The sequence below is a fragment of the Vibrio sp. V04_P4A5T148 genome, from assembly GCF_963875605.1.
GTDB classification, from domain to species: Bacteria; Pseudomonadota; Gammaproteobacteria; order Enterobacterales; family Vibrionaceae; genus Vibrio; species Vibrio anguillarum.
In genome coordinates this window covers 40,403-55,674 of record NZ_CAWNMS010000080.1, presented here as the reverse complement: position 1 = coordinate 55,674, position 15,272 = coordinate 40,403, and the positions used below count along the sequence as shown (strand labels likewise).

14 protein-coding genes are annotated in these 15,272 nt (G+C 42.4%); 7 read left to right on the top strand and 7 right to left on the bottom strand.

Going from position 1 to position 15,272, the window contains the following annotated elements; all coding sequences use genetic code 11:
- Positions 1–32 precede the first annotated feature (32 nt).
- The 4 genes from AACT18_RS15650 (at position 33) to AACT18_RS15635 (ending at position 5,593) form a co-directional block, all read left to right on the top strand.
- Positions 33–1,400: a carbohydrate porin gene (locus AACT18_RS15650; RefSeq protein WP_094124628.1), complete on the top strand. Its 1,368-nt coding sequence runs from the start codon at positions 33–35 to the stop codon at positions 1,398–1,400.
- A gap of 80 nt (positions 1,401–1,480) precedes the next feature.
- A complete protein-coding gene (locus AACT18_RS15645) occupies positions 1,481–2,332 on the top strand; it encodes a MalM family protein (protein ID WP_094124627.1) in 852 nt (283 codons plus the stop codon).
- 148 nt (positions 2,333–2,480) lie between these two features.
- On the top strand, positions 2,481–4,118 hold the full coding sequence (locus AACT18_RS15640; protein WP_094124626.1) for a glycoside hydrolase family 13 protein: 1,638 nt from the start codon (positions 2,481–2,483) through the stop codon (positions 4,116–4,118).
- Between the two features lie 329 nt (positions 4,119–4,447).
- On the top strand, positions 4,448–5,593 hold the full coding sequence (locus AACT18_RS15635) for a tetratricopeptide repeat protein (RefSeq protein ID WP_094124625.1): 1,146 nt from the start codon (positions 4,448–4,450) through the stop codon (positions 5,591–5,593).
- Between the two features lie 111 nt (positions 5,594–5,704).
- Here AACT18_RS15635 and sstT read toward each other — a convergent pair whose 3' ends face one another.
- The 5 genes from sstT to AACT18_RS15610 all read right to left on the bottom strand — a co-directional run bounded on the left by sstT (position 5,705) and on the right by AACT18_RS15610 (position 9,819).
- Positions 5,705–6,922, bottom strand: coding sequence for a serine/threonine transporter SstT (sstT, locus tag AACT18_RS15630; RefSeq protein WP_026028166.1), 1,218 nt, complete (start codon positions 6,920–6,922; stop codon positions 5,705–5,707).
- Positions 6,923–7,276: 354 nt separating this feature from the next.
- Positions 7,277–7,720 (bottom strand): copper chaperone PCu(A)C, encoded by a 444-nt coding sequence (locus tag AACT18_RS15625; RefSeq protein WP_017048143.1) that lies wholly within the window; start codon positions 7,718–7,720, stop codon positions 7,277–7,279.
- A 1-nt stretch (position 7,721) separates the two neighbouring features.
- The gene (locus tag AACT18_RS15620; RefSeq protein ID WP_094124624.1) at positions 7,722–8,330 is read right to left on the bottom strand and encodes an SCO family protein; all 609 of its coding nucleotides are present in this window, start codon (positions 8,328–8,330) and stop codon (positions 7,722–7,724) included.
- Positions 8,327–8,755, bottom strand: coding sequence for a hypothetical protein (locus AACT18_RS15615; RefSeq protein WP_019282478.1), 429 nt, complete (start codon positions 8,753–8,755; stop codon positions 8,327–8,329). The genes AACT18_RS15620 and AACT18_RS15615 overlap by 4 nt, the downstream gene beginning before the upstream one ends.
- Before the next feature lie 143 nt (positions 8,756–8,898).
- The gene (locus AACT18_RS15610) at positions 8,899–9,819 is read right to left on the bottom strand and encodes a DUF368 domain-containing protein (protein WP_094124623.1); all 921 of its coding nucleotides are present in this window, start codon (positions 9,817–9,819) and stop codon (positions 8,899–8,901) included.
- Positions 9,820–10,471: 652 nt separating this feature from the next.
- On the opposite strand from AACT18_RS15610, the gene gltS reads away from it, so the two are divergent.
- Positions 10,472–11,698 (top strand): sodium/glutamate symporter, encoded by a 1,227-nt coding sequence (gene gltS / locus AACT18_RS15605; protein ID WP_026028168.1) that lies wholly within the window; start codon positions 10,472–10,474, stop codon positions 11,696–11,698.
- Between the two features lie 71 nt (positions 11,699–11,769).
- On the opposite strand, the gene AACT18_RS15600 is transcribed toward gltS, so the two are convergent.
- Complete coding sequence (locus tag AACT18_RS15600; RefSeq protein WP_013868359.1) at positions 11,770–12,513, bottom strand: flagellar brake protein; 744 nt, start codon at positions 12,511–12,513, stop codon at positions 11,770–11,772.
- Positions 12,514–12,649: 136 nt separating this feature from the next.
- Between AACT18_RS15600 and AACT18_RS15595 the strand changes: the two genes are divergently transcribed.
- On the top strand, positions 12,650–12,937 hold the full coding sequence (locus AACT18_RS15595) for a GNAT family N-acetyltransferase (RefSeq protein ID WP_013868360.1): 288 nt from the start codon (positions 12,650–12,652) through the stop codon (positions 12,935–12,937).
- A gap of 12 nt (positions 12,938–12,949) precedes the next feature.
- Here the strand turns inward: AACT18_RS15595 and AACT18_RS15590 are convergent, their stop codons facing one another.
- Positions 12,950–14,077: an endonuclease/exonuclease/phosphatase family protein gene (locus AACT18_RS15590; RefSeq protein ID WP_094143602.1), complete on the bottom strand. Its 1,128-nt coding sequence runs from the start codon at positions 14,075–14,077 to the stop codon at positions 12,950–12,952.
- On the opposite strand from AACT18_RS15590, the gene AACT18_RS15585 reads away from it, so the two are divergent.
- A complete protein-coding gene (locus AACT18_RS15585) occupies positions 14,076–15,266 on the top strand; it encodes an MFS transporter (protein WP_094125047.1) in 1,191 nt (396 codons plus the stop codon). The genes AACT18_RS15590 and AACT18_RS15585 overlap by 2 nt on opposite strands.
- Positions 15,267–15,272: the final 6 nt, after the last annotated feature.

Sequence of the window (15,272 nt, the reverse complement as noted above, 5' to 3'; positions counted from 1 at the left end):
ATAAATATAAATCGTCCTTAATGGAGTTAAGAATGAAAAAAGTAAGTGTAATTGCTGCCGCAGTGGCTGCTACTCTAGCAGCAGGTTCTGCTTTTGCTGCAGAAACTGATTTTCATGGTTATATGCGTGCTGGATTTGGTGCCAACGCTGACGGTGGTTCTCAGTACTGTTATGGTAATGGTGGCCCAACTGTATTTGGGCATGCAGTTGGTCGTCTAGGTGATGAGTGTGATGTATATGCTGAACTCTCCCTTAATGTAAACAAAGTATGGGAAAGTGCAGAAGGAGATTCTTTCAACTTACATACTTTGGTTGCTTACGGTACTTATGAAAATGGCGGCTTAGATTATCGTGGTAACTCTTTCCAAAGTATCGGTGTTGATCCTGATAGTCCTTGGAATGGACAACGTGCAGCATTCCGCGAAGCTTGGGTTGATTATTCAATGTCTAATGGTATGAAACTTTGGGCTGGTAACCGTTATTATGGTCGCAAAGATATACATATCTTGGATATGTATTATATCAATAACTCAGGCAATGGTATTGGTGTAGAGAATATTGATGTTGGTTTTGGTCAGTTCCATGCAGCTGTTGTTCAACACAAATGGAAAGCTCCATTGTCAGTCGTTGACGATTCAAGTACGCCTATTGATGAATCAGCAGTTTTAGAAAATACACAGGTATATTCTACAGCTAATTCAATTGATTTGCGTTTAACAGGTATTGAAACAAATGATAAAGGTAGCATGGAGTTTATCCTTCTAGCTGCTAAGCCTTCTCATACAGATGCTCAAGAAAAAGCGATTGAAGCCGATGTAGGCAATGCTGGTGATTATGGTTTAGATAAAGCAGGTTTCTCGTTCACTGCCGAGCATACCCAAGGTCACAGTATGGGTTTCAACAAAGCTGTGATTCAGTACAACACTGAAGGTTATGCATGGTCTGGCTTTGTAGGTAACCACCTTGGTGACTCATATAATATGGAAATGGGTCAGGAAGGTCGAAAATCGATTCGCTTGATTGATTGGGGTGTTATCGAAGGTAATAAGTGGGATCTTGGTTATTCTGTAGTTTATGCGCAACTTCTTGATAAAGGCAAAGGTGCATCTGGCGATGCTGAAGATGCGACTGCTTTAAGTGTTGTAGTTCGTCCTTCATACAAATGGTCTGAAACTATGAGTACAGTATTGGAAGTAGGTTATTACCAACAAGACTTTGGTTCTGATTGGGGTGCTGAAAAACAAGACCTGAATAAAGTGACTATTGCACAACAATGGCAAGCAGGTAAAAGCTTCTGGGCTCGTCCTGCAATTCGCGTATTTGCTAGCATGTATGATGGTGATATGGCTGTAGAAAATAATGATGTTATGGTTGGTGCACAAGTTGAAGCTTGGTGGTAATGACTAACATATTAATGTCTGAATAGTTTAAAGTAGCCAGCAATATGCTGGCTACTTTCATATTTCGAATAGGTCTTTTTATGAATAAAAAAAACTGGTTAGTGCTATATGGATTAACTCTTTTGACAGGTTGCTCTTCTTTGAAAAGTGTATCAAATGAAGTTGTAGGCAATGATGTTAAGGTTGTTTCAAGGGTTGAAAGCATCAAATGGAATACTGTTAACATCCCTAGTTCGTTCTCATTTGTTTTTTCTCCGGAAAGCCAGTTGTTAAAAATGGATGGTTTTACTAGTCCTGTGTCTGGATTTTCGTTTCCAAACCCAGGAATTCCGATTCTTCTCGAGGTTAATGCGCCAGTTAAAGATCTTTCTGTATTTTCACCAAGTGTGAACGTATATGATCAAAATATGAATTTAATTCATAAGTACACATCTGATGTCTTTGGTTATGATCGTAATAACTTTGTTAAAGGTGCCGTATTATCTGGGGAGATTCAACTGAATATACCAGAATCTATTTCTATGGCACACGTCATTATTTATACTACCTCAAAAGATTTAAAAGAGACGACTACTATTATCCATCCAGCAAAAGCGATGGCTATTTCTAAACGAAATGATCCTCCAGCGATTGATGACCTTCTCGCGAATCACAGTAAATATGGCACTCTTTCTGTATCAATAAGAACTAAGTCTACATTCAGTTTATTTGGTGAGTCAAAATCACCTTCAGCTCCAAATATTCCAAAACCAGTGCCAGCCCTAAAAGTTGTTAACGTTCTACCTGAAACTCAAAGCTATTACTATCAGGTAATTGAATTAGCGGTAAAAGCGAACGATATATCTAAAGCACTTAGCTTACTTGATGAAGCCAAAGCGCTAGGTATTGATGGAGCACAAGAAGTCTTTGTTAAAGCCGTGAATGAGAAATAATTAAAGATCGTACTACTGGCGTTCCTATGTGGACGCCTTTCTTTTTCTAGTCTCAAAATTCTGAGCTTTGATTACTAAAGATGACAAGCGAATTATCACTTCTCTCACTTTAGAATTCACTAGATCATTCAATGCAGAGATAAATATCATGGAACCCAAATGGTGGCATAGCGCTGTGGTATACCAAATATACCCGCGCAGTTTTTACGATTCTAATCACGATGGTATCGGCGATTTAAATGGCATTATTAGTAAGCTTGATTACCTTGCAGAGTTAGGCATTAACGTTATTTGGCTATCTCCTGTTTATCAATCTCCAATGGATGATAACGGTTATGATATTTCTGACTACCAAGCAATAGCTCAAGAGTTTGGTTCCATGGAAGATATGCAGCGTTTACTGAGCGAAGCACAAAAACGCAATATTAAGATAGTGATGGATCTTGTCGTTAATCACACATCGGATGAACACCAATGGTTTTTACAAGCGAAGCAATCGCGAGACAATCCGTATCGAGATTACTACATTTGGCGGGATGCAAAACCGGATGGCAGTGTACCGGATGATACAGGGTCAATTTTTGGTGGCAGTGCTTGGCACTGGGATGAGCAAACGCAGCAATATTACTTCCACCTTTTTTCCAAACGTCAGCCAGATCTGAATTGGGAAAACCCTAAAGTGCAGCAAGAAGTGCACAGCATGATGAACTGGTGGATTGAACAGGGCATTGGTGGTTTTCGATTGGATGTTATTGATTTAATTGGCAAAGAAATTGATAAGGGCATTACTGGTAATGGCCCGCGCTTGCATCCGTTATTACAGCAAATGAATGCCGCCACCTTTGGTAATCAAGATCTGCTGACCGTGGGAGAAACTTGGGGAGCCACACCAGACATTGCAAAACTGTACAGTGCGCCGAGTCGTCGTGAGTTATCGATGGTTTTCCAATTTGAACACATCACTTTGACGTGGGAGCAGGGTGACAAATGGAACCCTATTCCGTTAGATCTTAAGCAGTTTAAACAGGTATTAACCAAGTGGCAGATTGAGCTTGCCGATCAGGGTTGGAATTCATTATTTTGGAATAATCATGACTTGCCACGCGCTGTATCTAAGTATGGTGATGACAAACGCTACCGAGTTGAATCTGCGAAAATGTTGGCAACGAGCTTACACTTTCTGAAAGGCACGCCTTATATTTATCAAGGCGAAGAGATTGGTATGACGAATGTGGCCTTCGATTCTCTCGATCAATACCGAGACATCGAGACGTTAAATTTTTATCGTGTGAAGACAGAATCGGGCGTTTCTCATCAGCATATGCTAAATGCTATTCATCAAAACAGCCGCGATAACGCTCGAACGCCAATGCAATGGTCAGCGGATAAACACGGCGGATTTACTCAAGGTTCTCCGTGGATAGAGGCGAATCCTAACTACCTAAAAGTCAATGTTGAACAAGCGCTCGCTGATAAACAATCGATTTACCATCACTATAAAAAGTTAATTGCACTGCGTAAAAAACACCTGTCCATCGTCTATGGATCGTTCACGCCTTTATTTGAAGAACATGACCAAGTGTTTGGCTATGTGCGTGAGTACCAAGGTGAGCAAATTGTCGTGGTCAGTAATTTTTCATCGGCCACGGTTTGTTTAACAATACCCGAAAAGTTTCAATCGAGAGCGGTGGAGTGTTTGAGCTCTAATTATCAAGAGATTGAAAAATTAGAAGAAAACCTAGTACTCGAGCCTTATCAATCCATCGCGGTTTTGATGAGAGAGTAAAGTGAGTGGCTCATTTTTGATCTGGAATGAACGCAGCGATTTGGCTGCGTTTTTTCATTCATTGACCCAAATCGGAATCTATTCCTCAATTAGTGTGATTGTGCGTAACACTCTTGAAAAGAGTACGGTACTATCTTAGTGCTAAGGCTATGTGGCTTAATTAATCCACGAGCATTAGATATAGAGTGGCCTCTCTGTTTTGGATGAACGGATTTGACTGTTTCGTATGCTTTAAATGGTTCGAGACAGAATGAATGTGGTCAGACTTTTTCAAAGATTGAGAAAAATGGTCGATAATGAAGTTAATCAGCTAAATAAGATTTGAATCAATGAGCACTATTGGGATTGCCATAGGCGCAACCGGGTTATCACTTATCCTTATCTTCGTGTGGATGTTTTCGCTCTCTTTGCGCAAAAAACGCTTAGAGGAAGAGAGAAAAGAGAGAGAAATCGCTTATCGCAAAGCGATAGAAAAATCACGTGAACAAGAAAGACAAGATCGCTTGTTTAAGGCCGAAACAGGCCATGTGCCGACGATTTTGTATTTAGCGAAAGAAGCCGAACGAACCAACCTCAAAGAGGCGATGTACTGGTATGACAAAGCGGCAAATTATGACAATGTTACGGGAATGTATGGTGTTGTTCGGATTTGCCAAAAGTTTCGAGATGATCTGATTTTGCGGGAAAAAGAGAAGTTTTGGCAGACTTGTATTGCAGGCATTGAAGGTAACTTAACCGCAAAGTATGAAACTGGCATGGCCTATATTCATGGCCGTGGCGTGGAAGCGAATACTGCGAAAGGAGTCTCGTTAGTACAAGAGGCTGCGGAAGCGAATTTGCTCGACGCTGTGATTTTTATGGGGGATTGGTGTGTTTCACATGACAATATTGCGCCATCACCAGCGGATTCAACATTTTGGTATTCCAAAGCCGCGAAGCTAAATAGCCCGATAGGACAGATGAAACTAGGCTTGAATTACCTTAAGGGTGTTGGTGTCGCAATGGACCACAGTAAAGCTTGTTATTGGTTAGAGCGAGCTTCTGAAAAAGGTCATGTAGAGGCGATGTATCACGCAGGAGAAGCTTGGATAGATAAAGGTTCAAATGGCAATGCTATTGCTTATATTTGGTTATTTTTATCGGCTAATTTTGGTTTTGAACCGGCAAAGGTGCTAAGAGATCAAGTGGGCTCACGTATCGGTGTCGATTCTGTTGTGGGGTTGCAATCGTTGGCCAAACCACTCATGAAGAAAATCGGCGCGGGTACTGTAAGTAAACACTCAATTATTAAGGCGCTGAACAAGCTCTACAAACGTGGGATCCCTATCCCAGAGAAAGGGGAGTTACCTGATGAAGACGATCTCTCATTGAGCGTAGTGGCGGATGCCTCCGAAGAGCTTTTGTCATCCAAGCCATCTGATGATCATGAGGTTCTAACGCGATTAGATTTCTCCAATACTTCAATGGACAGGTAATGTTGGATCGATAAAGTGGCTAAGCACTGTAAATAAAAAATCTCTGAAATGAAAATCCCCAGCGAATCGACTGGGGATTTTTGTTGGTATCGGTTTTAGTGTATCGAATGATTATGCTGATTTATTGTGCTCAGCTTGGCAAACCGCAGCGGTGAAGACAACATCTGTGGAGCTGTTGAGCGCTGTTTCAGCTGAATCTTGAATCACGCCTATGATAAAGCCAACGGCAACAACCTGCATTGCTACGTCATTTGAAATGCCAAATAGCCCACATGCGAGCGGGATCAGCAGCAGTGAACCACCTGCCACACCGGATGCGCCACATGCAGAAACAGCAGCAACGATGCTCAGTAGCAAGGCTGTCATCAGGTCAATTTCAATACCTACTGTGTTTACTGCAGCTAGGGTGAGAACCGTGATAGTAATGGCGGCACCAGCCATATTAATGGTCGCACCGAGTGGAATCGAGACTGAATAAGTATCTTCATCCAGTTTTAGTTTCTCACACAATGCCATGTTTACTGGGATGTTGGCGGCGCTTGAACGTGTAAAAAATGCGGTGACACCACTTTCACGCAAGCACTGGAACACCAATGGATACGGGTTTTGGCGAGTTTTCGCGTACACAATGATTGGGTTGACAACTAATGCGATGATCAACATAGCACTGAGCAATACGAATAAAAGGTTGGCATAACCAGCCAAAGATTCAAAGCCAGTCGTGGCAAACGTGGATGCAACCAAGCCGAAAATACCAAACGGTGCTAGGCGAATAATAAAACGCACAATTTGTGAAACGCCGTGGCTTAAATCTTCAAATACGGCTTTAGTTGTTGCTGAGGCATGGTGTAAAGCTAAGCCCAACCCAACAGCCCATGCCAGAATGCCAATATAGTTTGCACTCATTAGAGCATTGACTGGGTTATCAACCAGCTTAAACAGCAGGGTATTAAGCACTTCAGCGATACCTTGAGGAGGCGTTGCACCTTCTGCCCCCGCAACCAATGTTAAGGTTGTAGGGAAGATAAAGCTCAATACAACGGCAGTAAGAGCGGCGGTGAAGGTCCCAAAAAGGTAAAGCACCACGATTGGGCGCATATAAGTGTGTTGGTTTTTCTTTTGGTTTGCGATGGACGCGGCGACCAAAATAAACACGAGGATCGGCGCTACGGCTTTAAGTGCGCCAACGAAAAGGTCGCCAAGTAGGCCGACGCTTTTCGCATCATCGGGTGAAAGGGTTGCTAATATCCCGCCGAGAACGATACCGGCGAGTATTTGCAGAACCAAATTGCCACGCGCAAAACGGGCGAAAATATTGTTGCTTTGCATAGTTATCCCTGCAATAAATCGAATTACATCCTGCATGACCTAAATACTACGAAGCCATAGCATCGGTTATGGTAGACAAATAGAGTTATAGTGACATCAGTGAACTCCACTGAAGGGGGTAATGATATCTACGCGGGATATTGTGTCTAGAATTAATTGATAATCAGCACAAATAATTAATCAATGTGTGGAAATGCAATCGATTTTGAGCGAAATGTAAATAAAATGTAGCATTTGTGGTGATGGAATGATAAGCCACTTGTCGGGATGTCTCGCTCTCGCCATTAGGCTGGTCAATGAGCGGTTAGTGCGATGATAAAAGAGGGTAAGCCAACATCGCTCACCCTCTTCTTTTTAATGGTGTGCCATACCACTCATCACTTTTTTTACTGGTGCAGTAATGGTTTGCTGCTCACCATTGGCAAAGGTCAGTTGTACGTCAATCTTTTCACCTTCAACCAATGGTTTCTTCAAATCAAAAAGCATGATGTGTAAGCCGCCCGGTTTGAGTTCGACGTGCCCTTTGGCTGGAATTTTAAATTCAGTGACTTGACGCATTTTCATCACATCTCCTTCGGTGATTACATCATGCAACTCAACTTTCCCTGCCACATCGGTGTTGGCCGATACAATGAAACGGTCCGTTTCACCTTTATTCATGATTTGAGAAAATACTGCGCTGGTGGTGGCGGTTGGTGCGGTAGCACGTGCGTAAGGGTGATGTACCATAATATCTGTGTTCGCAAAAGCAAGTGGGCTAAAGGCAAGGCTTGCTAAAAAAAGAGCATTGAGCTTCATGTTATTTTCCTTGTGATGACGTCATTATTGTTTTGATGGCTTCAACAATGGGAGCCGGTGAAAGCGTGTGTGGAACTTTAGTGATTAATGTTCCATCTGGTTGTAAAAAGTAGAAGTAGGAGCTGTGATCTAATGTGTATTTCAGTTCAGATCTCTTTAATTCGGTTTTGCGGAAAATGACGCCATACTGATGCGCCAGTGGTGTTGTAATGTCTAAAGGAGCAGAAAGTCCCTCGATCATAGGGTGGAAATATTGGGCGTATTGATGAGAAGCATCGGCAGCGTCACGCTCTGGATCGAGAGAGATAAATAAAGGGCGCAGCTTTGCTTTGGTTACATCATCTAGTTGATTGAGTGCACCTGCTAACATAGCCAGAGATGTTGGGCAGACATCTGGGCAGCGTGTAAAGCCGAAGTAAACAACACGTATGCGTTCATCTTTAGTATCAAAAATAGAGATGGGTTGATTTGCTTTGCCAAATAAAATTACTTCAGAAGATGAGCTATTACCGCCCTCTAAATCCATACTTTGCTGCGTATCAAAATAGGTTTTTATGCCAAAGCCTAATACAAACGCAACCACCAATGCCAGAGACCAATTTTTACTCATCTTTCCATCCTTATTGCCGGGAATACTTGGGTACGACCATCAGAGAGCTCGCCAATCCATGTCATTTTTTCAGTCGTGCAAACTGGGAGTACAATCTGTGCTGTGTAGAGCCCGTCTTCCTGCGGCGTCAGTACATATTTAGCGGTGCCCATCTCCATCTCTAGCCCATTGAGTGTGAGTGTGAGTTTACTTGCATTGGCTTGCGGCCATTCAACGGTCAGAGTGTTAGCCACCAAAGGTTGAGATTTATCGTGTGCCAATGTCATGACAACATCTCCTTGTCGACAAGGGGTACTCGACAACTGGCAATATCGATTAATGTCTGGAGAAGAGTTTGCTGAAGAGAGCCAATTGAAAATATCGCTGCTAAAGTAACCCGCTAGCAGGGCTAGAACAAAGACGCCGATTTTGATTGCGTTGTGCATGGGGACAATCCAAGCGGTTATAAAACACGAATGTTATCACAGCTATCTTTTTGCAGTGGTGACGAATGGATAAAATGTGCAATAAATCAATATAGAAAAGGTGAGTCTCCCCACGTTTACTCATTCATGCTATGCGGTGTGATTTACACATCGTGATGTTTTGCATATTGCTCCAAGCCAAGCACGAGGGCAACAGCGCAAAGCATCAATAAAATGGCTACCAGCAGTTGCGAAGGCTGTGAAGTGATGGACTCAAATTCGAATGGAGAAAGGTTTCGCTGTAGCAAAGGAACGAGCTCGCCGTGAGAATTGGTTCGCCAAGTGAGCGTTTCTTTCCAAGGCCAGATTTTGGGTAAGGTGCCGATCATTAATCCAGTAAGAAAAATTAAGGTCAAGTCTCTAAATTGTTTGAGTAACCAAGATAATACGTGAGAAAAACTCAGTAAACCACCGATACATCCGAGTAAAAAGAGTGCCAAAATATCGGCTTGCATCTCTTTCACCGCGCCCAGTACCGGTGCGTACATACCAATCAGCAACAGGATAAAACTGCCAGAAATTCCCGGTAAAATCATGGCGCAGATGGCAATAGCACCGGCTAGAATTGTGTTCAGCGCTGTTGGTTCCATCTGCATTGGGTTAAGCACCGTAATGCTGTAAGCAAACGCAACTCCCAGCAAAGCGAAGAGCAACCGAGAAAGTTTGAATTGCTCAATTTGTTTCACAATATGGAATACCGAAACCAGAATTAAACCGAAGAAGAATGACCAAATGGGAATAGGATGCGTGGTTAACAGCCAAGAAATGAGTTTAGCCAAAGAGAGGATACTTGTGAATATCCCCCCAAACAGTGCGATCAAGAAGAAGCCATTAATATGTTGAAATGCAGCGGCTAACCCATCTCGTTTGACTATGCGCAATAAACTCGGGTTAATCCTACGAATGCTTTCAAGCAAAGTGTCATAGATACCAGTGATGAATGCAATGGTTCCACCCGAAACACCCGGCACAACATCGGCGGCGCCCATGGCCATCCCTTTTAAAAACGTACTGAAATAGTTCATTGAATCTGCATGATTAAGTGTATGTGCCGGAAGTATATAATGAAATAACTAAGAAATGCTTGTACAAAAGATGAGTGAGTGGTGCTGGCTTAAGGTGAAAAAGCGCAGAAAGTTAGTTTGTTTTATAGCAACTGGGTGAGTATTGTTTTGCATTCGTTTCGCATAATGCAATTTGCGTAATGCGAAAAAGTACTACATTTTGATGAATTAATGCGATGCACAGCTAAAAAACAGACCTTTTTTAGTTGGCATACTTCATGCATAATGCTATTCGACCCTTCTTAAAGCCGAGGGTCACCTAGCCAACTGACGTTGTTAGTGAATGAATTTGTTCACACTATATATAAGCCAATCGCATCATTGCGGTTGGCTCTTTTTTTGTCTGTTAGGTATGATACGCCTCCTCGCTCGTCTAATGAGAGTTTGCAAATGACAATCAAAAGCCGTGAGCGAAGATGTTTTTCGAGCAAAACCAGTTAGGCCATACGTTCGTAAAACCCATCAAATAAACATCGTATATCATTGAAAATAAACAATATCCATAAGGATGATCCGTATCGATCAATCGTATTTTTTTCGAGTTTATCAAGCTTTTCTTTGATGATCTCCAAACTCATTAAGGAAGATGAGTGAAGCAGTAATAAGAGGTTATATGCACCATTTAATTTCAATTGGGCCCCTTGAGTCTTTCTTAATCGCTATTAGCGTGCTTTTTTTAGGTCACTTTATTAACGCAAAACTGCCTATCTTGGAAAAATTCAACATTCCTGAGCCCATCGTCGGTGGCTTAATTGTCGCTTTCGCGATCACTCTTCTACATTTTTACGGCTTAGATTTAGAGTTCTCATTGCCGTTGCAGAATATTTTTATGCTGATGTTTTTCAGCACCGTAGGCCTTGCGGCTAATTACACTCAACTGGTTAAGGGTGGCGCAAAAGTCTTTCTTTTCCTCGCTGTTGCCTCGTTTTATATCATCATCCAAAATGGCGTCGGTGTATCGTTAGCGACGGCTCTTGGTCTTGACCCACTGATGGGGTTGATCGCCGGTTCTATTACCCTCTCGGGTGGACACGGTACGGGAGCGGCGTGGGCTCAAACATTCAACGACAATTATGGGCTTAGCAATACGCTAGAAATTGCCATGGCCTCAGCGACCTTTGGTTTGATCATTGGTGGGATTATCGGTAGCCCAGTTGCCCAAAAACTCATTAATAAAAACGGGTTTGAATCTGAGTATGGACGAGGAACCAAAACGCACGATAAGTTCCCAGAGCTGGTTACGTACAATGAATATGAAGAAGATAAAGTCACCGCTAAGAAAGTGATCGAGGGTTTGTTCATCCTTCTTATTTGTGTCACTGGTGCTAAATATTTAGAACAGTGGGTAAGTGCATTTGAAATCAAATGGTTGATGATCCCCGATTTTGTCTATGCGCTTTTCATCGGTGTGTTCATTACCAATATACTGGAATTGACGAAAGTTCATAAAATTGATGCTGAAACCGTTGACATCTTAGGCACCGTTTCTCTATCGCTATTTCTTGCAATGGCACTCATGAGTTTAAAGTTATGGAATATTTTTGACTTGGCTGTCCCATTTCTGGTGATTTTAGCGGTGCAATCGGTCGTGTTGGGTATTTTTGCTTATTTTGTGACATTTAAAGTCATGGGATCAAATTATGACGCTGCTGTGATCGCTGGTGGGCACTGCGGTTTTGGTCTTGGAGCAACCCCAACCGCTGTGATGAATATGGGCTCATTGGTGACACGATATGGGCCATCACCACAAGCGTTTATGGTAGTGCCTATCGTAGGTGCATTCTTTGTGGATATTGTGAATTTGGTTATCTTGCAGGGATATATTTCTTTTCTAGGTTAAAAACAATGCAGTTAAAAGCAATGTAAAAAGTAAAAACGCCCTGACTTAACTTGTTTAACAGGGCGTTTTTATTACTTCAACGTCAATTTGGTGCCATCAAACTTCAGTTGACCTAATAAACTTTTCGCATTTTTGACACCTTCTTCATCAAACTGCACTCCGTAACGAGCATAGTGCAGTGAGCGTTGCAAGTTACAAACTTTACCCATCAAAGGCGCAAAGAATTGGCTGCTGCGAGGATCAGTAAATAATTCGAGACTAATCTTATCACCCACTTGGAAAGTACGCCCAAGAGGAGGTGTGACAAAACGACAGCCACTTTTGGAGAGATCTCTTACCTCACAATCCGACTTATGCGTTCCTACCGTTGCTTTTCCTGCTAGATTCACATCGTAACGAGCTTCTTTGCGCAGTTGGGTCACTTGCATGCTGTTGGGAATAGATAACATGGCGAGCGGTATAGGCTCTTGCAATACATGTAACAACTGGCTACGAAAATGGATTAAAGCTCCTTCGCCACGTGGTGAAATAGCTCTGATATTCATCCAAAAACCTTCTTGGAAGAAAAAAGAGAGATCATCTGCGGAAATTTTAGGAATTTCTACAAGGAGATGGGAATGAGAGTAGGTACCGATAAATGACGTTTTACACTGGAATTTCGTACCAACGGGAGTGGTTATACTTAAGGTTAGTTCGCTACTGTGTTCAACCATAGATAACGCATCAGTACTATTAAGTGTCGATAGGGTTTTATTACGTTCGGTTGAACGGTTTGGGTTCTGTTCATCTTTCAGCACTGCCGACTGCGATTCCATCTTAATTTTCTCCGTGATGCAGTAGCTGCATTTTATTCTAATTTTTGTAATAGTTTAAATTCTAGGGGTAGATGTTGGAAGATTCAATTCTGAGAATATCAATTTATTTGATTTATATATCAATTAGGACGTTACCATGATTCATGAAGTGCAACATGATATACAAAATTGTCAATATAAAGTACATCTTGAGGGAAATCTATTCGCAACTGTGACATACCAACAACAGGATGAAGTGTTGTTTATTACTTCGACTCGCGTACCGGATGAACTTCAGGGTAAAGGATACGGAAAAATAATGATGGAGAGTGTATTACCGCAAATTGAAGCGCAAGGTTACACCATTAAACCTGTCTGTAGTTATGTTGTGCATTATTTAAATCGACACAGTGAATGGCAGCATTTATTGCATCGAGAGTCGTAGCATACAAACCCATTAGCTCGGTGTTGTGTTTACTTTTAATGTGACCGCGACCAGTGCATGGTCAGTACTAAAGTTATCGAGCTCATAGCTCGGGTTGACCAGATGTTGATCAAGCACAGTATAGTGGCTGATATAGCTTTTCATTGGCTGGACAAAAGGCGCGAAGTCTGCGGAAAGAAGAATATAGTCGAGTACAGATCCCGTGGAGCCGGCGTAATGAGTGGCTTTGCGAGGCTGCTCAACACTCTCGGTATGCAGATCCCAAGCATCGTAAAGCGCATAGTCAGCCAGCGGTTGTTGTGTTTCTGGTCTGCGGTATAAGGCCTGCGATAGTAGTCCTTGAAACTCCTCGTGATGTAACGGTTTATTAAAATCGCCCATTAGCACACAAGGCCGCCCAGTTTGTTTTTGAGTATTGACGATATATTGGTGAGTCAGGTTTGCTTCAAAGCCTCGCTGAACAGTAGAGAGCCAGCGTCCTAGCGTTTCTTGTTGCCATTCATCGATCAGATGATGAGGTGCCGCAGGCGATTCTGCCGGACGTTGAGATTTAAAATGCACAATATAGACATCGATATCCCCGAGCATTGGCAGGCAAACCGTAGCGTGTAACGGTGTACGATTAAAGCAAAAAGGGGCAGCTTGGTTTGGTAGCGTGCCATGTACGGCGCTCACTTGGCGCAGAGAATAGCGAGAGGCAATTACTACAACCGGATGGCTATAGATGTATCCATCTTTGACGATAGGTTCATCTACACAGGCCACATACGGGTAGCCTAAATCCATCATCTGGTTGCGCAGTTCATCAAAACTGAAAACTTCTTGAAAGCCAATGATATCGGCATCCAGCTGTTTGATCTTCTGGCTAAACCATTGCTTTTTTTTCTGCCACTCTGCTTGCGTGTAAATATTGTCGAACTGATAATATGCGTTCGGCGGAGCTAAATAATTGAATAAATTAATCGTTGCGAACGTAATCGTCATGTTAAATCCCAATATTTGTGTCTCGGTCGATCTTATACCCGAACGGTGTAATTTAGCAGTGCTAATCCCTAACCTTGTTTCCTGTTGTGATGAGCTCTCGCCTTTTAAGGCGACTTGAGTATATGATGCGCTGAAACATAGATAAGGATCTCTCATGTACCCTAAAGCCTCTCAAGGTTGGCGCACGCCACAAAATTTCCTATTGATTATCTCCATTATTGTGCCGATTGCATTTTCTAGTTGGATGGCACTGTTGAATAATTTCGTGATTGAAAAAGCGAATTTCGATGGTTCAGACATTGGCTTATTACAAAGTGTACGAGAAATCCCCGGATTTTTAGCCTTCACCGCCGTATTCGTTTTACTGTTCATTCGAGAGCAGCGATTTATCCTGATCTCATTGGGTATGTTGACGTTAGGAACCGCGATGACGGGTTTTTTCCCTTCTTTAACCGGGTTACTGCTCACGACATTATTGATGTCGACTGGGTTCCACTACTTTGAAACGCTTAAACAATCCTTGTCTTTGCAGTGGTTAAATAAAGATGAAGCGCCAGAAATGCTTGGCAAACTCATTTCGGTTGGAGCACTTGCATCACTGATCACTTACGGTGCTTTGTGGGTAATGTTAGAAGTGTTTCAGCTCGATTTTAAATGGGTCTATGTCATTTCTGGCGGTGCTGGTTTTGTGCTGGTGTTGATCATTGCCTTTGCCTTTCCTGAATTTAAAGCGGAAGTGCCACAAAATAAAAAGCTCGTGCTACGCAAACGTTATTGGCTGTATTACGCCTTGACCTTCATGAGTGGTGCGCGTAGGCAAATTTTCACTGTTTTCGCTGGTTTCCTTATGGTGGAGAAATTTGGTTATTCAGCGGCCGATATTACCTTACTGTTTTTGATCAACTATTTGTTCAACTTTTTGTTTGCTAAACGCATTGGTAAGTTCATTGGTGTAGTCGGCGAGCGTAAAGCGTTACTGTTTGAATACACGGGGTTAATTGTTGTTTTTGTTGGGTACGGTCTTGTACAAAACGCACATTGGGCGGCGGCACTTTATGTGGTTGACCACCTCTTTTTTGCCTTGGCCTTGGCGATTAAAACTTATTTTCAGAAAATTGCAGATCCTGCGGACATGGCGTCTACAGCGGGAGTTTCTTTTACCATTAACCATATTGCGGCCGTGTTCATCCCCGCCACGTTTGGTTTAATTTGGCTTATCTCTCCGGCGAGCGTTTTTTATATTGGAGCGGTAATGGCACTTGTTTCGCTGCTTTTATCACTCAATATTCCAGTAAAACCCGAAGCGGGTAATGAAGTGAGAATTCTGCGTTGGAGCGACAGATAACAAAAG